At 70.3% G+C, this 17561-nt stretch carries 17 protein-coding genes, 2 tRNA genes and 1 pseudogene; 15 read left to right on the plus strand and 5 right to left on the minus strand.

Annotation, left to right across the window (positions count from 1 at the left end):
• Positions 1-1330: 1330 nt before the first annotated feature.
• From GWK16_RS11210 to GWK16_RS11230, 5 genes are all read right to left on the minus strand, one after another.
• Entirely contained in the window at positions 1331-2065 is a 735-nt protein-coding gene (locus tag GWK16_RS11210; RefSeq protein WP_170054052.1) for a recombinase family protein, read from the minus strand.
• A 544-nt stretch (positions 2066-2609) separates the two neighbouring features.
• Entirely contained in the window at positions 2610-3236 is a 627-nt protein-coding gene (locus GWK16_RS11215) for a hypothetical protein (RefSeq protein WP_456306756.1), read from the minus strand.
• Positions 3237-3370: 134 nt separating this feature from the next.
• Positions 3371-3808, minus strand: a complete 438-nt coding sequence (locus tag GWK16_RS11220; protein ID WP_170054054.1) for a hypothetical protein — start codon at positions 3806-3808, stop codon at positions 3371-3373.
• A gap of 416 nt (positions 3809-4224) precedes the next feature.
• The gene (locus GWK16_RS11225) at positions 4225-5781 is read right to left on the minus strand and encodes a DUF6538 domain-containing protein (protein ID WP_170054055.1); all 1557 of its coding nucleotides are present in this window, start codon (positions 5779-5781) and stop codon (positions 4225-4227) included.
• A 92-nt stretch (positions 5782-5873) separates the two neighbouring features.
• Positions 5874-5948: transfer RNA gene (locus tag GWK16_RS11230), tRNA-Thr, on the minus strand.
• Between the two features lie 115 nt (positions 5949-6063).
• Here GWK16_RS11230 and GWK16_RS11235 point away from each other — a divergent pair.
• The 15 genes and pseudogenes from GWK16_RS11235 to GWK16_RS11305 all read left to right on the plus strand — a co-directional run bounded on the left by GWK16_RS11235 (position 6064) and on the right by GWK16_RS11305 (position 17535).
• Complete coding sequence (locus GWK16_RS11235; RefSeq protein ID WP_170054056.1) at positions 6064-6234, plus strand: hypothetical protein; 171 nt, start codon at positions 6064-6066, stop codon at positions 6232-6234.
• Between the two features lie 83 nt (positions 6235-6317).
• Positions 6318-6872: a dCTP deaminase gene (dcd, locus tag GWK16_RS11240; RefSeq protein WP_170054057.1), complete on the plus strand. Its 555-nt coding sequence runs from the start codon at positions 6318-6320 to the stop codon at positions 6870-6872.
• Between the two features lie 4 nt (positions 6873-6876).
• The gene (gene murA, locus GWK16_RS11245) at positions 6877-8136 is read left to right on the plus strand and encodes a UDP-N-acetylglucosamine 1-carboxyvinyltransferase (protein WP_170054058.1); all 1260 of its coding nucleotides are present in this window, start codon (positions 6877-6879) and stop codon (positions 8134-8136) included.
• Between the two features lie 50 nt (positions 8137-8186).
• On the plus strand, positions 8187-8894 hold the full coding sequence (gene hisG / locus GWK16_RS11250) for an ATP phosphoribosyltransferase (protein WP_170054059.1): 708 nt from the start codon (positions 8187-8189) through the stop codon (positions 8892-8894).
• Positions 8895-9125: 231 nt separating this feature from the next.
• Positions 9126-10415: an ABC transporter substrate-binding protein gene (locus GWK16_RS11255; protein ID WP_248291313.1), complete on the plus strand. Its 1290-nt coding sequence runs from the start codon at positions 9126-9128 to the stop codon at positions 10413-10415.
• A 57-nt stretch (positions 10416-10472) separates the two neighbouring features.
• A complete protein-coding gene (locus GWK16_RS11260) occupies positions 10473-11207 on the plus strand; it encodes an ABC transporter ATP-binding protein (protein WP_170054420.1) in 735 nt (244 codons plus the stop codon).
• A gap of 106 nt (positions 11208-11313) precedes the next feature.
• Positions 11314-11958, plus strand: a pseudogene (locus tag GWK16_RS11265) (ABC transporter ATP-binding protein); the annotation flags it as partial.
• A 1-nt stretch (position 11959) separates the two neighbouring features.
• Positions 11960-12814 (plus strand): branched-chain amino acid ABC transporter permease, encoded by an 855-nt coding sequence (locus GWK16_RS11270; protein ID WP_170054061.1) that lies wholly within the window; start codon positions 11960-11962, stop codon positions 12812-12814.
• Complete coding sequence (locus GWK16_RS11275; RefSeq protein ID WP_170054062.1) at positions 12811-13746, plus strand: branched-chain amino acid ABC transporter permease; 936 nt, start codon at positions 12811-12813, stop codon at positions 13744-13746. Before GWK16_RS11270 ends, GWK16_RS11275 begins: the two co-directional genes overlap by 4 nt.
• 80 nt (positions 13747-13826) lie before the next feature.
• On the plus strand, positions 13827-15119 hold the full coding sequence (hisD, locus tag GWK16_RS11280; protein ID WP_170054063.1) for a histidinol dehydrogenase: 1293 nt from the start codon (positions 13827-13829) through the stop codon (positions 15117-15119).
• Positions 15120-15232: 113 nt separating this feature from the next.
• Positions 15233-15451 (plus strand): translation initiation factor IF-1, encoded by a 219-nt coding sequence (gene infA, locus GWK16_RS11285; RefSeq protein WP_137128126.1) that lies wholly within the window; start codon positions 15233-15235, stop codon positions 15449-15451.
• A gap of 8 nt (positions 15452-15459) precedes the next feature.
• Positions 15460-16047, plus strand: a complete 588-nt coding sequence (locus GWK16_RS11290; protein WP_170054064.1) for a Maf family nucleotide pyrophosphatase — start codon at positions 15460-15462, stop codon at positions 16045-16047.
• A complete protein-coding gene (locus tag GWK16_RS11295) occupies positions 16032-17216 on the plus strand; it encodes a ribonuclease E/G (RefSeq protein WP_170054065.1) in 1185 nt (394 codons plus the stop codon). The genes GWK16_RS11290 and GWK16_RS11295 overlap by 16 nt, the downstream gene beginning before the upstream one ends.
• A complete protein-coding gene (locus GWK16_RS11300) occupies positions 17206-17388 on the plus strand; it encodes a DNA gyrase inhibitor YacG (RefSeq protein WP_170054066.1) in 183 nt (60 codons plus the stop codon). The genes GWK16_RS11295 and GWK16_RS11300 overlap by 11 nt, the downstream gene beginning before the upstream one ends.
• A 71-nt stretch (positions 17389-17459) precedes the next feature.
• Positions 17460-17535: transfer RNA gene (locus GWK16_RS11305), tRNA-Phe, on the plus strand.
• Positions 17536-17561: the final 26 nt, after the last annotated feature.

The following is a 17561-nucleotide window of genomic DNA, read 5'->3' on the forward strand; positions in this document are numbered from 1 at the left end:
AACTCGGCCCAGCACGGGCGAACGCTAGGTTTTCTGCGGGTTTCCGGAAGGTTGCGCTGCGGTAGATGTATCACTCGGATGGATCGGCGGGCAACCACGCCGCTCGGCAGACCATTGACAGGATGCGTCCAACGCACCTAGCCGCGTAAGGCATGGATCGACGGGACCCTGCCCCCTCCGCCTGGTGGCTCGCCCTCTATGCCGGAAACACACTCGCGTTCGGGGTGTTTGCGGCCCTCCTTCTGCGTTGGGTGGTCGACACAAAAGTCATTGAGCATCTGTGGCTGCGCGGACAGGCAGAGGTAGTTGCAGTGACCGGGGCGAGGGGTAGTGGCGGCAGGAGGAGCTTTGATCTTCGGCTCCGAGTGTCGCTGCCAGACGGCGGCGCTGTCGTCGGGAATACGATCCGCCCGCACCCATTGCGTGTGTCTTGGACCGTTCCCAAGCGGGTTCCCCAACCGGGTGACCGCATGGAAGTCATGGTAGACCCCGACGACAGCTCTCGCGTGGTCACTGTCGGCGGCCTTGGCCTGCCTGGGTTCGCCGCCGCATTTGGCGTCATGGCATTGGCGGTCTGCGTCGCTTCGCTATGCTTCCTCATAGGGGGCGGTCGGCGGCGCTACGGCTGGCGGCTATAGTCTCCTGAGGTTCCCGCTGTCGGCCGCTGCGGCGGGGCAGTGACGGGCCCTGTTCTCGCCCGCACCCCCAAACCCAGCCGCTCCCTTCCAGGCCCATAGCGGCGGCTCCGTCGCGCCTAGCGGGGCTGTGCCTTCAAGCGGACCCGAGGCTTCCCATGGCGGGCGACGTAGCTCCCGAGCACCGCCCGTGCCTCCAAATCCCCGTCCCCTGCCACCCACCGCTGAAGGGGAGACAGACGGGAGACCAGACGGCGGGCGGCCCCAACGTCCCCGCCGAGTGCTGCGGCGATGCGGTCCGTGGCTGCTTCGCGGTGCCCGGCTAGCCATCGGTGGGTCTCAGTGGTCGTGCTCATGCGGCTTGGCCTCCGTTCCTATCCTCGGTCATCCCGAGGGCAGCCCAATGGTGCCAGTAGCGGGCCCATAGCGGAACCGGGGAAGCAATATAATCCGCAGGAATATCAGTCCCTTAATCGGGAGTGACGCAGGGCCGGGACGACGCCGCGCTTTGGCCCGATGGACCCGGAAGCGGGAGCGATCCCGGGAATACTGGATGCGAAGGACGCACCGCCTACCGACCCGGAGCACGCCGAAAAAACATATCCCATACCAGAAGCATTAAAGATTATTGTCCTAAATCAGGCTGCCTTCAAGTGTAGTGGGTTGACCGGAAGCCCCGTGGCCTACCCCCGGCCTCACACCGCTATCCTCTCGGCCCGTGCGATGACCCGCCGAACTGCCGTGGCGGTCCACGGACCGTTGCCCGATGGGGTCGGCACACCCCGGACGCTCAAAGCTGCGGCGATCTGGTGCAAGGACCCTGCCCCCGCCTCCCGCGCCTCCCGGATGGCATCCATCACGCGGAACGCCGCATGGTCAGCAGCCTGGGCTCGCGCGGCGCCCGATGCCTTGCCCCCTGCGGTCGCGTTCGGGGGCGCTGACGGGCGATAGCCACGGTCCCCGCCGAGCTTCACGCCACGGGCCTTGGCGGCTGCCAGGGCGGCCTTGGTCCGGGCGGAAATCATCCGGGCCTCCTCCTCCGCGACCAGGGCCATGATGCCCACCGTGAGGCGGTTCGCGGTCGGCATGTCGGTGGCGACGAACTCCACCCCCGCCTTCTGCAAGCCGAGAAGGAAGTGAGCGTCACGGGCCAGCCGGTCGAGCTTGGCGACCAAGAGCGTTGCACCGGTCTGTCGGCACCGGGCGATGGCTGCGGCTAGCTGCGGCCTCTCACTCTTCCGGCCGCTCTCCACCTCCACGAATGGCGGGGCCAGAAGGCGGTCGGTCGGCCGCAGGAACGCCCCGATGGCTGCCTGCTGCGCCTCAAGCCCCAGGCCCGACCGCCCCTGCTGGTCCGTGCTGACGCGGAGGTAGGCGACGAAGGTCCGGCCCTCGGCGGCATGTGCGGTGGCGCTGGTAGCGGCTGACATGGGCTAGCTCCCGGTCCCGTGCGGCGACGGGCCGGAAGATGGAGAGGTGTGCCCACTGTGTCAACAACTGATCAACGAGCGTTGCCCTGTTCATGTCACGATGGCGGCCCGCCTCGGGGCTGGTGCGGTGCCCACTACGGGCGCCTTGCGGTTTCATACCGCGAAGCAGCGACGGGCGGGCATAGCGTGGCGCCGAGGGGGCCGGGAGGGCTGGCCGGGGCCCGGGGGCTTCCACGCCCCCCACCGGGGGGAAAGCGCGACGGCCGGGCTTGCGGATGGCCGCTCAGGGTCACGACCCAAAATGCCCGGACCCTGGACGGCCCCGAGAAATGGGGTCCCTCGGCCACATTCTGGTCCCGATCCGGCAACGCTAGGTTTTCCCTGGGCTTCCGGCTGGTCGTGCCCCGCTGAAAACCCCGGTCTGTCGCCTAGAGGTGTCCATTTTTGACAGGCCCCCGAGGGTGCCCCTTCCGATGCCCTCGGATGTGGCCGGGGCCTCCCGGCTCCCCCGGGAAGGTGGAACGTCGAGAGGCCCCAGCCGTGCCTAGAACTCGTGGCTTGGCGGGACCCAGGCGCGGCCCTCCCGAAGCTCCCGAAGGGCTGCCTCAGTTGCGGCTACCAGTGCCCCGCGTCGCCCCGGATCGCGCACGCCACGGGCCGCTGAGAGGGCCTGTGCGATGGCCTCCTGCGCCGTCCTGGCGAAGCCCTCTTCGGGGTCCTCCGGCGCTGGCGCCTCGGCCATCGGCGTTGCCTCGCTGCCGTATTCCTTGGCGATGTCGGGGAAGTCCTTGTGCATCCAGTTGCTCACGGTCTGGTGGGTGACGTGCCCGCCAAGGGCCTTGGCGATGTCCCGGTAGGACAGCCTCCCCGGCCCCTGCCCTGCCCTTGCGGGGACGCGGTGGCGCCGGGCGGTGATGAAGGCCCGGAAGGCGCTGCGAAGCTCGCCCTTCTTGAGCGGTAGCCCGTGGGTGAGGTTGGCTTCGGCGGCCAGCCATCGGGCTTCCTGCGCCGTCGCCTCGGTGACGAGGGCCGGGACGTGGGTCGCTCCGGTGATCTGGTGGGCCGCGACGCGGTGCCAGCCATCGACCAGCACCGGCACCCCGGCCACCATTGCGACCCGCACGGGCGGAAGCTCCACCTCGGCCCGCAGCGCGTTGGCGTAGCGGTCCACCGCACCGGGCTCCATCCGGGTCCTGATCTGAAACCGTGGGTCCCGGTGAAGGTCCGCGATGGGGAACCAGATGGGCACCACCTGGCGGTCATGCTTCTCGATCATTTGGCGGCGAGGGTCGTGCGATGCACGGCTCAGAACGCCTCGGCCGCAACGAGAAGCCGCGCCTCGCGGCGTCCACCGCACCCCTCAGTGATGAGGAAGTTGCCCTCGGTGAGGTTGAGGCGGTCCTTGCTCGCGAAGCGCATGGTCGCCCGCTGCGCCTCCTCCGCGAAGAGGAGACGGTGGAGGTAGACGTTGCTCCCGCCGGGACGCCCGCCGGGGACATCGAGGTTGATGCAGGGGTAGCGGCGACCGTGCCCGTCATCGTTGAAATACGGGGGCGGAAAGGGCTTGTCGGTCAGCTTCTCGACCGCCGCCTTCACTCGCTCAAAGCGGCTGCGGTCCATCGTGATGGTCCGGCCGCAGCGCGTGCGGATGGTGGTCACGTCAGGCGGCGGCGTGCCATGGCGGTGACGTGCGTAGGCGGCAGCACGGACTTGCTCCGCGCTGGGGGCTTGGGTGTGGTTCATGGGGTCTCGGCAATGAGGATGGCGTGATGCGCCGACCGTCCTCCCGCACGGATGCGTGGCGGGCGCAGACGGTGGTCAGCATCGGGTTGAAGGGGTTTGGCGATGGCGGCCTTGGTCAGGCCGGGCGCCCCGGCGTTGGGGGCGGACCGCGAGAGACCGGCTAGCGGCCTGCCATCGCAATCCGCCCCCGCCATCGCCATTGCCGGGGCGAAACTGGTCCACGCGCGGCGGGTTCCGCTGGGTGCGTGGGGAGATGCACCCTATTGCCCAGCGCCCGGGACTGGCTGCTCCGTTTCCGGTCCACTGACTGGACCGCAAATTCTTGGGCCATGGGGAGGTGAGCCGTATTGGCCCCCGGGGCCGCTTCCGGTCCACTCAGACTGGACCGCAAATCCTGGGGCCCTGGGAGGTGAGCCCTAACCCTCCGATGGCGGCACCGGAGAGGGCACCCGCGCAAGGTCCTTCAACACCTCGTCCGGCATCCCTCGAAAGCCCTTCCCGTATCCTGCGCCTGCGTTCCTCGGGTTGAACCGGCCGGTGATGGCGTCCTGCGCTTCGTGCGAGACCCGCGCCTTGCGAAGCTCGTCCTCCATGCGGTGCCGCCACGAGTGCGCCGGGGCCTTCTTCGGGTCCTTGATGCCGACCACATCGCGCATCCATCGCCCATGCTCGGCTTGCGCGTTGGTCGTGCGCGTCCCGTCCTTCGATGCGACGATGCTCGGGAACAGCGGGCCAAGTGGATCGGCCGGAAGCTCCGTGACGTAGCGAAGGAAGCCCTCAGCGATCAGCTCCGGATGCAGCGGGATCATCCGTTGCATGGTCTCGTTCTTCCCGGCCCGCGCTTCGGTCGGTCGGATGTCGAGGATCATCACGCCCGCTTCCTGCCGCACGTCACCACGCCGAAGCTCCGCAAGCTCCCCCAGACGGGCCCCGGTGAAGCACAGCAGCCAGGGCAGCCAACGCAGCGCCCCCGTCTCCAGCCGTGCGGCGGTGAGGATGCGCTTCGCGTCATCATCGGAATACGGATCGCGTGATGCCGGGCCCCGGCGCTTCACCTTGGGTGCCATCCCAGCGAACGGGTTGCCCGCGACCTTCCGGTTCTTCGTCGCCCATTTGAACACGGTGCCGGCCGCAATCACGTCATCCGCGACCGTGCCCACGTCCTTGCCTTCCGCAAGGCGGGCTTCCTTGAACCTCACCACGTCATCGGCGGTGATGCGCTGCACGTCATCGAAGCCGAGGATGCGGGCGAGGCTGCGAAACGTGCCGCGATACTTCTTGGCCGTCGCAGCCGATGGCGTCGCCTCCGCTGCCCACGCCTCAAGGAGGGTCTCACTAGTCAATGGCACGGCCTTGCGTTCGGCTGATGGGGTGATGGGGGGTATTGGCGCCACGCTGGCCTCAGGCACGACGATGGGCGGGAACGTCGCGACGTGTGCATCCGGCGAGTAGTCGCCTTCCGCCCTGCGTCGCAGCGTTTCAGCGGCCTTAAGCTTGGTCCCGTAGAGGGCCCTTGCGATGCGCCTGATGCTGTCCGCGTCGGCCGCGATGCCGTGCTGCCGCGCAAGCCGCTGTGCATCGGTGAGGTCGGCCGCGCTGGGGCCTATGGGCTGGTCCGTCGCGGCGTCCCGTTCAAGCTCCGCGTAAAGCTGCTCCGCGAATAGCTCCCATCCCTCCGGCGCTCCCGGATCATCCTCCCAGTGCGCGACGGTCTCCCGATAGAGCGCACCGCAGAGGGCAACCACCTCGCGGTGTGTCAGGCGCCGCGCAGGGCCAAGAGCGGCACGCGCAGCCGCGAACTCATGCTCGATCTTCCGCAGCGCCGCAGGGGCCCGCTTCGCTGCCTCGGTGGGGTCCTTAGTCCGCAGGCTGATGATGCGCTCGGCGCTCCCGATGATGGGCCGAAGCTCCTTCGGAACCACCTTGCGGATGCGATACACGCCGGTCGTCGGATGCTTCGTCGGTCGGGTCATCGAAAGGGCCAAGATGTATCACCCGGATGTATCACCGGAGACACGCAAACCCTTGTTTCGCCTGATTTTCGAGGCCCTTCAAGGGCCTAAGATGGTGCTGTTGGAGAGGATTGAACTCTCGACCTCTCCCTTACCAAGGGAGTGCTCTACCACTGAGCTACAACAGCGCCGGTGCCGCTGGGCGGCGCACTCTCTAAGCGGATGGCTTGCGCCGCGCAACCCCATCGCGCGGGGGTTCCACCCCCTTGCCGCCCGACCCGGCCCCCGCCACCTTCCCCGCCGATGACCCGCCCGCCCGCGAAACCGCCCGCCGCCGAGGACCGCACCGCCCGCCTGGCCGCCGCGCTGCGGGAGAACCTCAAGCGCCGCAAGGCCCAGGCCCGCGCCCGCGACTCCGCCGAGGCCGCCCCCGCTGCACCCGCGAAGGTTGCCCCGCCCAAGCCCATGGGCTAATCCGGCCGCCCCGGGGCGCCCGGGGCCGCCATCGCGCCTGGCCCCGCCCGCCCGCCCGCAAGAAGCCGAGGCCGGCCACCACCATGCCCATCATGCCCGACCACTGGATCCGCCGGATGGCGGCCGAACAGGGCATGATCGAGCCCTTCGTGGAGGCCCAGCGCCGCGAAGGCGTGATCTCCTACGGCCTGTCCTCCTACGGCTACGACGCGCGCGCGGCCGACGAGTTCAAGATCTTCACCAATGTCGACAACGCCGTGGTCGACCCCAAGGCCTTCAGTGAGGACGGCTTCGTCACGCGCCAGGGCCCGGTCTGCATCATCCCCCCCAATTCCTTCGTGCTGACCCACACCGTCGAATACTTCCGCATCCCGCGCGACGTACTGGTGATCTGCCTCGGCAAGTCGACCTATGCCCGTTGCGGCCTGATCGTGAACGTCACGCCACTCGAACCGGAATGGGAAGGCCAGGTGACGATCGAGATCAGCAACACCACGCCCCTGCCCGCCAAGGTCTATGCGAATGAGGGCGTCTGCCAGTTCCTCTTCCTCAAGGGCGAAGGCGCACCCGAAGTGAGCTACGCCGACCGCAAGGGCAAGTACATGGGCCAGCGCGGCGTCGCGCTGCCGAGGCTGTAAGGGCATGGACCGCATCCGCATCCGCGGCGGCCGCGCGCTGTCGGGCACCATCCCGATCTCGGGCGCCAAGAACGCCGCCCTGCCGCTGATGGCGACGGCACTGCTCGGCGACGGGCCGCTGACGCTGACCAATGCGCCGGACCTCGCCGACGTCACGACCATGGCCGGGCTGCTGACGCAGCATGGCCTCACGGTTGCGTGGGACAAGCCGGCGCGGACCATCACCATCTCCGGCGCGGCGACCAATCTCGAGGCGCCCTACGACCTGGTGCGCAAGATGCGCGCCTCGGTGCTCGTGCTCGGGCCGCTCGTCGCGCGCTTCGGCCAGGCGCGGGTGTCCCTGCCCGGCGGCTGCGCCATCGGGACGCGGCCGGTGGACCTCCACCTCAAGGCGCTCGAGCAGATGGGCGCCGAGATCGAGATCACCTCGGGCTACATCGAGGCGAAGGCGCCCGGCGGCCTGAAGGCCGCGCGGATCATCTTCCCGCAGGTCTCGGTCGGTGCCACCGAGAACATCCTGATGGCCGCGACGCTGGCCCGCGGTACCTCCGAGATCGTCAACGCCGCGCGCGAACCCGAGATCACTGACCTCGCCGCCTGCCTGATGCGCATGGGCGCGCGGATCGAGGGCATCGGCACCGACCGCCTGATCGTCGAGGGCGTCGCCACGCTCGGCCCCGCCGTCCATCCCATCATCCCCGACCGCATCGAGGCCGGCACCTTCGCCTGCGCGGCCGCCATCACCGGCGGGCAGGTCCTGCTCGGCGGCGCGCGGCTCGATCATCTCGGCGCCGTGGTGCGCATCCTGCGCGACGCCGGCGTGGACGTGGCCGAGGCGGATGGCGGGCTCAAGGTCTCGCGCCTGAACGGGCTTCGCGGCACCGACGTCGTGACCGAGCCCTTCCCCGGCTTCGCCACCGACATGCAGGCGCAGTTCATGGCGCTGATGTGCGTGGCCGAGGGCGCCTCGATGATCACCGAGACGATCTTCGAGAACCGCTTCATGCATGTGCCGGAGCTGCTGCGCATGGGCGCGCGCATCAACTACCACGGCCATTCGGCGATCGTGCGCGGCGTGCCGCGCCTGGCCGGCGCGCCGGTCATGGCGACCGACCTGCGCGCCTCGGTGTCGCTGATCCTCGCCGGCCTCGCCGCCGAGGGCGAGACCATCGTCAACCGCGTCTACCACCTCGACCGCGGCTATGAGCGCGTCGAGGCGAAGCTTGCGGCCGTCGGCGCCGACGTCGAACGGCTACCGGGCTGAAACGCAATTGCGATGACACCGACTCCGGCGCTTCTGGTGTAAGTTCTTCCATGGACCACCCGATTCCCACCCCGCTCTCCCCCGCGACGCCCGAGGATGCCGGCCCGATCGTGCTGGCCCTGCCCAAGGGCCGGATCCTGTCGGAACTCGGTCCTGTCCTCGCCCGCGCGGGCATCCATCCCGCGGCCGACTACGCCGACGAGAGCAGCCGGCGCCTGCGCTTCCCGACCGAAGACCCCGCACTCGACGTCATCCGCGTCCGGTCCTTCGACGTCGCGACCTTCGTCGCGCACGGCGCGGCGCAGATCGGGGTCTGCGGCGCGGACGTGCTGATGGAATTCGACTACCCCGAGATCTATGCGCCGCTGGACCTCGGCATCGGGCGGTGCCGTGTGTCGGTGGCCGAACCCGTCGCGGCGACGGGCGAGGATCCCAGCCGGTGGTCGCGCATCACGGTCGCGACAAAGTACCCGAACATCGCCCAGCGCCATTACGCCGCCCGCGGCGTGCAGGCGGAGATCGTCCACCTGAACGGCGCGATGGAACTGGCCCCGTCGATGGGCCTCGCGAAGCTGATCGTCGACCTGGTGCAGACCGGCTCGACGCTGAAGGCGAACGGGTTGCGCGAGACCGAGGTGATCGCGAACGTCACCTCGCGCCTCATCGTCAACCGGACGGCGCTGAAGACGCGGCCCGAGGCGATCGGCACCTGGATCGCGCGCTTCCGCGCCGCGCTGGCCGAACGGGACGCGCGCTGACGCGCCGACTCTCCGCGCCTCAGGGTGCGTGAAAAAACTTGCTCTTGACGCCCGGGCGTCCCGCCTTTGAGGTTGTGTCCAACACACGACCAACAGGGGCGGCTCGGAGCCGGGTCCGGTTTCCGTCGTCGCTGAATATGGGCAGGGAGGCCGCGCAGCCCCGTCAGAGGGCTCGTTCCTCGATTCCTGGCCGGTCGGCAGGGCTGGAAACCGAGGGAGAGCGCCATGTTGATGAATCGTCGAACGGTCATGGCAGGGGCGGCCGCGCTGGCCGCCGGCCGGGCCAGCGCGCAGGGATCCGGGGCGCCGATCCGCATCGGCCTGCTGCACGACCTGTCAGGTCCCTTCGCCGGCGCCGGGTCTGTGCCGCTGTTCCAGGGCGCCGAGATCGCCATCGAGCTGTTCAACGAACGCGGTGGCGTGGACGGTCGCCTGGTGCAGGCGGTTTCCGCCGACAGCCAGAGCCGCGCCGAGGTCGCGATCAACGAGGCCGAGCGGCTGATCGGCCAGGAACGGGTGGACGTCGTCATCGGCGTCTACAGCTCGGCCCATGCGGTGCCGCTCGCCCAGCGCATGCAGGCGGCGGGCAAGATCCTCTGGATCAACAGCGCCATCGCCACCGCCGTGCTGAAGGGCAAGAACTTCACCACCATCTTCCGCCCGACCGTCCATTCGGACCAGTACGGCGAAGGCAGCGTGATGTTCCTCTCGGAGCATTGCGAGCGGACCACGCGCATCGCCCCGGGCAACTTCAAGCTCGGCATCATCTATGAGGACGGCCCCTACGGCGTCGGCGTGGCCACCGCGCTCGAGGCCAACGCGAACCGCGTCGGCATGCCGATCGCGCTCAAGGAAGGCTATTCGGCGACCGCGCCGGACCTCTCGACCCTGGTGACCAAGCTGCGGCGGGAACGGCCCGACGCCATCCTGCAGGTCGGCTACAACCCGGACATCACGCTGTTCCTCCGCCAGGCCAAGTCCGGCGGCCTGCGCACGCGCATGGTGATCGGCCACGGCGCCGGCTATTCGCAGATCGACCGCCTGACCGAGACCTTCGGCCGCGAGATCGACCATTTCTGCAACGTGGACCCCGCCGCGACGCAGATGCTCTCGCCCGAGCGCCTGACGCCGCAGGCGCGCGAGCTGCAGCAGATCCTGCTCGACCGCTTCCGCGCGCGCACCCGGTCCAACGATCCGCCCACCCATGCCTCGATGGGATTCAACAACACCTGGGTGTTCCTCGAGCACGTGCTCAAGCCCGCGGTGCGCCAGGGCGGCGGCTCGGTCGAGGCGATGCGCACCGCGGCCCTCGCCGTCGACATCCCGGTCGGCGGGACCATCCAGGGCTACGGCGTGAAGTTCCGTCCGCCGGGCGACGAGATGGCCGGCCAGAACGAACGCAGCATCGCCGTCGTCATGCAGTTCGAGAACGCCAAGTCCATCGTGCGCTGGCCGACGCCGATCGCCGCCGGCCCGCCCGTCATGCCGCTGCCGGCCAGCAGCCCCTTCGCGCTGCGCTAGGGGTCCGTCCGTGCTGGTGACACATCGCCGCCCCGCCGCAGGCGGGGCGCCGTGAGCATGCTGACCGTCTCGGGGCTGACCAAGGCCTTCGGCGGCTTCATCGCCGTGAACAACGTCAGCTTCAGCGTCGGGAAGGGCGAGATCCTCGGCCTTCTCGGCCCCAACGGGTCGGGCAAGAGCACGACCTTCAACTGCATCGCCGGCATGCTGAAGCCGACCGCGGGCAGCGTGAAGCTGGACGGCGACGAGATCGCCGGCCTGACCGCGGATGCGACCTGCCGGCGCGGCATCGGCCGCACCTTCCAGATCCCCCGCCCCTTCCGCGAGCTCTCGCTGCTCGAGAACGCGACGCTCGCGGCGCATTTCGGCAGCGACGGCCACCTCCGGCACGACGAGGCCGAGGCCGTCGCGCGCGACGCGCTGGAACTCGCGCAATTGCCGACCGATCCGGGCGCCCAGGTCCGCGGCCTCGGCGCAGCGGGGCTCAAGAAGCTCGAACTCGCCCGCGCGCTGGCGACGCGGCCGAAGCTGCTGCTCGCCGATGAATCGCTGGGCGGGCTCGATGCGGCGGAGATGCGCCAGGCCGCCGACATGCTGAAGCGCATCCGCGACGAGCGCGGGATCACCATCGTCTGGGTCGAGCACATCATGGGCGTGCTGCTGTCCGTGGTGGACCGCGTGGTGGTCCTCGACCACGGCGCGGTGATCTTCGAGGGCACCCCGCGCGAGGCGCAGGAGGACGAGAAGGTCGCCGAGGTCTATCTCGGCCCGCCCGAGACCCGCGCCGCATGAACGTCGCTCCATGGGAAGGGAAGCAGGTCTGATGGAGGGGGCGACTCTCAGCCTCGAGGGGATCCGCGCGGGGTATGGCGACTTCCAGGCGCTGTTCGACGTCGGCCTCAAGGTCTCGCCAGGCGAGGCGGTCGGCGTCGTCGGCCCGAACGGCGCGGGCAAGACGACGCTGCTGCGCGTGATCTCGGGCATGCTGCGGCCCAAGGCGGGCACCGCCCGCTTCGGGTCCACGGACATCGCCGCGACGCCGGCCCACATGCTGCCCGGCATCGGCATCGCGCATGTGCCGGAGAACCGCCGCCTGTTTCCCCACCTGACGGTGGAGGAGAACCTCAAGGTCGGCGCCTACATCCCGGCAGCGCGGCGCCGCTACGCCGAACGGGAAGCCTATGTGTTCGACATGTTCCCGCGTCTCAAGGAACGCCGGCACCAGCTCGCCGGGACCATGAGCGGCGGCGAGCAGCAGATGTGCGCGATCGGCCGCGCCCTGATGTCGAGCCCGCGCATCCTGCTGCTCGACGAGCCCTCCGCCGGCCTCGCGCCGCTCGTCGTCGCGCAGGTCTTCGCCCTGGTCCAGCGCATCCGCGCCGAGGGCCTCACCGTCCTGATCGTGGAGCAGAACGTGGCGCAGGTGCTGCGCGTGGTCGACCGCGCCTATGTCCTCGATGCCGGGCATGTGGTGGCCGAGGGCTCCTCGGCCGCGCTCGCCTCGGACCCCAAGATCCGCAGCGCTTTCCTCGGGGGGCACTGAGATGGATCCGTTCCTGCTCGAAGCCATCGTCAACGGCATCCTGCTCGGCGGCGTCTTCGCGCTGCCGGTCCTCGGGCTGAACCTGGTCTTCGGCGTCGTCGACGTGGTCTGGCTCTGCTACGCCGAGCTGGTGATGGTCGGCATGTACTGCGTGTGGTTCCTCCACACCCAGGCCGGATGGCCGTTGAGCCTGGCCTTCGCCGCCTGCCTGCCGGTCGTCGCGATGCTCGGGCTGCTGCTGCACCTGCTGGTCGTGAAGCCGCTGCTCGGCAGCCCGCCGATCACCCAGGTGCTGGCCACGGGCGGCGTGCTGTTCATCCTCCAGGGCGGGGCGATGCTGACCTTCGGGACGGATTTCCGGTCCCTCGGCGTCGAGATGCCGCCGATGGAGGTGGGCGAGATCTTCGTCTCAGGCACCAAGCTCGTCGCCTTCGTGGCGGCACTGGTCAGCGCGGCCGGTCTCTGGGCCTTCCTGAAGTTCACCTATGTCGGCACCGCGATCCGCGCCATCGCCCGCGACCGGGAGGTGATGCCCCTGATGGGCGTCGACCCGCAGCGGATCTACCTGGTGGCCTCGGCGGTCGGCGGCGGGCTGGCGGGGCTCGCGGCCTGCCTGCTGGTCGTGCAGCTCGACGTGCATCCCTTCATCGGCCTGTCCTTCGGGCCGATCACCTTCATGATCTGCGTCATGGGCGGGCTGGGGAACATGCTGGGCGGCTTCCTCGCGGCCTTCCTCATGGGCGTCATCATCTCGACCGGCGGCTTCTGGTGGAACACCGAGATGAGCTACGTCGTCGCCTTCGTCTTCTTCATCGTGGTGATGTTCGCCCGGCCGCGGGGGCTCTTCGCCCGATGATCCGCGCCGCCATCGCGCTCCTGGCCGTCCTCGCGGCGTTGCCGCTGTTCGGCCTGCCCGAATACTTCCTCCATCTCGGCATCGCGACGATGCTCTCGGCCGTGGCCTGCACCGGCTGGGCGATGATGGGGCGCTTCGGCCTGGTCTCCTTCGGCCATGGCGCCTTCATCGGCATCGCCGCCTACACCATGGCGCTGCTGTGGAACTACGCCGGGCTGACGCCCTGGATCGGCCTGCCGGCGGGCGTCGCGCTCGGCATGGCGGCGGCCGCGCTGCTCGCCTATCCCTGCTTCCGGTTGCGCGTGGTCGGGCACTACTTCGCGCTCGTCACCCTCGCGGCCGGCGAGATCGTCCGCATCCTGATCGTCGCGCTGCGCAACATCACCGGCGGCTCGCTCGGAATGACGCCAAGGCTGTCACCGGACAACGCGCTGGCGGCGATGCAGCTCGGCAAGCATGGCTTCTGGTGGCTCGCGGTCCTGGTCTGGGCCTTCGCGCTGCTCACCTGGTGGTGGATCGACCGCAGCATGTCCGCCCGGGCCCTGACGGCGATCAGCGAGGACGAGGACGCCGCCGCCTCGATCGGCATCCGCGTCACGCGCGAGAAGATGATGATCACCCTCATCTCCGCCGGCTTCGCCGCACTCGGCGGCGCGCTCGGGGCGCAGTACCGGCTCTACCTGAACCCGGAATCGCTCGCGGGCATCGGCATCTCGCTGCAGATCGTCTTCGGGGCGCTGGCGGGCGGGATGTACTCCATGCTCGGCCCGACCGTGGGGGCGGCCTTCACCATCGCGCTCGAGGAAACGCTGCGCGTATCCTTCGGCACCGCCTTCATCGGGGCGGCGCCGCTGGTCTATGGCGTGCTGCTGGTGCTGTTCATCCTGTTCCTGCCGCGCGGCATCGTCGGCTGGTTCGAACGCAGGCGATGACCGCCGCCCGCACGGGACGGCTCGACGGGTCGGCGGAAGGAGTATAGGCGGGGCGGCATCCTGCGCAGACCGGCCCGCCCATGAAACGCCTCAGCACCGCCTCGCCCGACTTCCCCGCCGCCTTCGCCGCCCTGCTGGACGAAGCGCGCGACACCACCGCGCGCGTCGACGGCGTGGTCGCCGGCATCATCGCCGATGTCCGGGCCCGTGGGGATGCTGCGCTGATCGACCTCACCACCCGCTTCGACGGCTGGGCGCCGGCCGGCGCCGCCGCGCTGCGCGTGACGCCCGGGGAGATCGAGGCCGCCGACGCCCGGATCGACGCCGAGCGCCGCGCCGCCCTCAACCTCGCCGCCGAGCGCATCGAGGCCTTCCACCGCGCGCAACTGCCGCGCGACCTCGAGATGAAGGATACGGCCGGCCTGACGCTGGGGATGCGCTGGGGCGCGATCGACGCCGTCGGCATCTACGTCCCGGGTGGCAAGGCGGCCTATCCGTCCTCCGTCCTGATGAACGCCATCCCCGCCCGCGCAGCCGGCGTCGGGCGCATCGCCATGTGCGTCCCCACTCCCGAGGGCGAGATGAACCCCCTGGTCCTCGCCGCCGCCAAGCGCGCCGGCGTGACCGAGATCTTCCGCATCGGCGGCGCCCAGGCCGTCGCGGCCATGGCCTGGGGCACCGCCTCCATCGCCCCGGTCGATCGCATCTGCGGCCCCGGCAACGCCTATGTCGCCGAGGCGAAGCGCCAGGTCTTCGGCCGCGTCGGCATCGATTCCATCGCCGGCCCGTCCGAGGTCGTCGTCATCGCCGACGCCGCGAACGACCCGCGCCATGTCGCGGTGGACCTCCTCGCCCAGGCCGAGCACGACGAGAGCGCGCAGTCGATCCTCATCACCCCCGACGCGACCCTGGCCGAGGCGGTCGCGCGCGCGGTCGAGGAGGAGCTGCGGCACCTCCCCCGCGCCGCCATCGCCGGCGAATCCTGGCGGCGGCACGGCGCCGTCATCCTGGTGCGGGACCTGGCCGAGGCCGCCGAGCTGACCAACCGCCTCGCCCCCGAGCACCTCCAGCTCATGGTCGACGATCCGCGCGCGCTGCTGGGGTCGATCCGCCATGCCGGCGCCGCCTTCCTCGGCCGTTACTGCCCCGAGGCGGTCGGCGATTACGTTGCCGGGCCGAACCATGTGCTGCCGACCGGCCGGACGGCGCGCTTCGCCTCGGGGTTGTCGGTCTTCGACTTCCTCAAGCGTACCACCTGGGTCGAGGCCGATGCCGCGGCGCTGGCCGTGGTCGGCCCGGCCGCCGTGGCACTGGGCGAGGCCGAGGGCCTGACCGCCCATGCGCGCAGCGTGGCCCTGCGCCTCGGCGGCTGACGCGACGCCGCGCTTGACCCGCGCGGCCCTGAGGACCATTTTCCGCCCGATTCCGCGCGGCGCGCCGTGCCGCGAACCTTTTCGCGCGCGCAGCGCCCCAGATACGAGGCCCGATGTCCAAGGAAGACATGATCGAGTTCAGCGGCCAGGTCGTTGAACTTCTCCCCAACGCCATGTTCCGCGTGAAGCTGGACAACGACCACATCGTGCTCGCCCACACGAGCGGCAAGATGCGCAAGAACCGCATCCGCGTGCTCGCCGGCGACCGTGTGAACGTCGAGATGACGCCCTACGACCTGACCAAGGGCCGCATCACGTTCCGCTTCAAGTAAACTGCCCCGTGGCTGACACGCGCCCGCCGCTGGTGCTGGCGAGCGCCAGCCCGCGGCGCCTCGACCTCCTCGCCCGGCTCGGCATCGTGCCAGAGCGGGTGATCGCCACCGACATCGACGAGACGCCCTACAAGGGCGAGATCCCGCGCCCCCATGCGGCGCGGCTCGCGCTCGCCAAGGCCGAGGCGGCGGCGGCCCTGGCGCCCGCCGGCATCGTGCTCGCGGCGGACACGGTGGTCGGCGTCGGTCGCCGCATCCTGCCCAAGGCCGAGACCGAGGCGCAGGCGCGCGACTGCCTGGCGCTGATGTCGGGCCGGAAGCACCGCGTCATCACCGCCGTGGTCCTCGCGCTGCCCGACGGGCGACGGCTGAAGCGCGTGGTCGCGAGCGACGTGACCTTCCAGCGCCTGACCGGCCAGCAGGTCGAGGACTACCTCGCCTCCGGTGAATGGCAGGGCAAGGCCGGCGGCTATGCCATCCAGGGCCGGGCGGAGCAGTACATCCGCTTCCTCTCCGGCAGTCATTCCAACGTGGTGGGCCTGCCCCTCTTCGAGACGGCGCAATTGCTGCGCGGCATCGGATGGCTGCGGCCCTAGACCCCCGCGCGTCCCGCGGCGCGACGATCCTGGTCAGCGCCTCCCCGGGGGAGGTCCGCACCGCCTTGATCGAGGATGGCGTCCTCACCGAGGCCTGGATCGAGCGCCCTGCCCGCCCCGATGGCGTGGGCGACCTGCATCGCGGCCGCATTTCGGCCGTTGCGCCCGCCATGGCCGGCGCCTTCGTTGCGCTTGCCGGCGGCGAGACCGGCTTCCTGCCCGAATCGGAAGCGAGCGACGACCGGCGCCCGATCTCCGCGGCGGTGAACGAGGGCATGATCCTGCCGCTGCGCGTCACTCGCGCCGCCCAGGGCGGCAAGGGCCCCCGCATGACGGCACGCCTCGCCGCGGTGGACGCCGCCCGCATCGCTGCCGCACCGCCGGGCGCGCCGGTGCTCGTCGCGCGTGGCCCGTCGGCCGCCGAGCGGCTGGCCGCACGCTTACCGCAGGCCGACCTGCGGGTGGACGGCGCCGCCCTCGCCGCCCGGCTGCGCGGCACGCTGGGCGAGCGCGTGGTGCGGCTTGCCGCGCCCGCCTTCGACGATTCGCTCGAAGCGGCGTTCGATCTCCTCGCCGGTCCCGAAGCGCCTCTGTCCGGCGGCGGGCGGCTGCTGATCCATCCCACCCCCGCGCTCGTCGCCATCGACATGGATGCCGGCGCGGCCGCCGGGGAGCGCGGGCCGAATGCCGTCGCCGCGCTGAACCGCGCCGCGCTGCCCGAGCTTGCCCGTCAGATCCGGCTGCGGAACCTGGCGGGGGCGATCCTGATCGACTTCGCCGGTCTGTCGCCGAAGCGCCGCGCGGCCCTCGCCGATCCCCTGCGCGAGGCGCTGCGGCCGGACCGCCATGCGCGGCTGCTGGGCTTCACGCATCTTGGCCTCGCGGAGATCGTGCGCGACCGCATTCATCCGCCGCTGCACGAGGTCATCGGCGTGCCGCCATCGTCGCTGACCCGTGGCCTCGCTGCCCTGCGAACGGCCGTGCGGGAGGCCGCGGCGCGCCCTGGGCAGCGCCTCGCCCTGCGCGCCACGCCCGCCGTCCTGGGGGCGCTGCAGGGCCTGCCCGGCGCGTTGGAGGAGGCCGCAGAATCGTGCGGCGGGCCGTTGCGGCTGCTGCCCGATCCCGCGGCGCCGCTGCCCCAGATCGAGGAGGATCATCATGGCCGCTGATTCGAGGCCCCCGCCGCGCTGCCCCGTCTGCCGCCGCCGCGCATCCGAGGAGAACCGCCCCTTCTGTTCCCCGCGCTGCGCGCAGGTCGATCTCGGCCGCTGGCTGACCGGCGGCTACGCAATTCCGGGCGAGGCGGAGGACGCGCAACGCATCGACGAGGATGATGCCTGACCCGTCTGGACAGGCGTCGCGCCCTCCGCTATTTCCCGCCGCCTCGCCGGGTTCCCACGGGAACCTCATGGGCCCAGGTAGCTCAGTTGGTAGAGCATGCGACTGAAAATCGCAGTGTCGGTGGTTCGATTCCGCCCCTGGGCACCATCCATCTTTTTTCCCCTATGTTTTCA

It is taken from the genome of Neoroseomonas marina (assembly GCF_012927745.1).
Classification (GTDB): Bacteria; Pseudomonadota; Alphaproteobacteria; order Acetobacterales; family Acetobacteraceae; genus Neoroseomonas; species Neoroseomonas marina.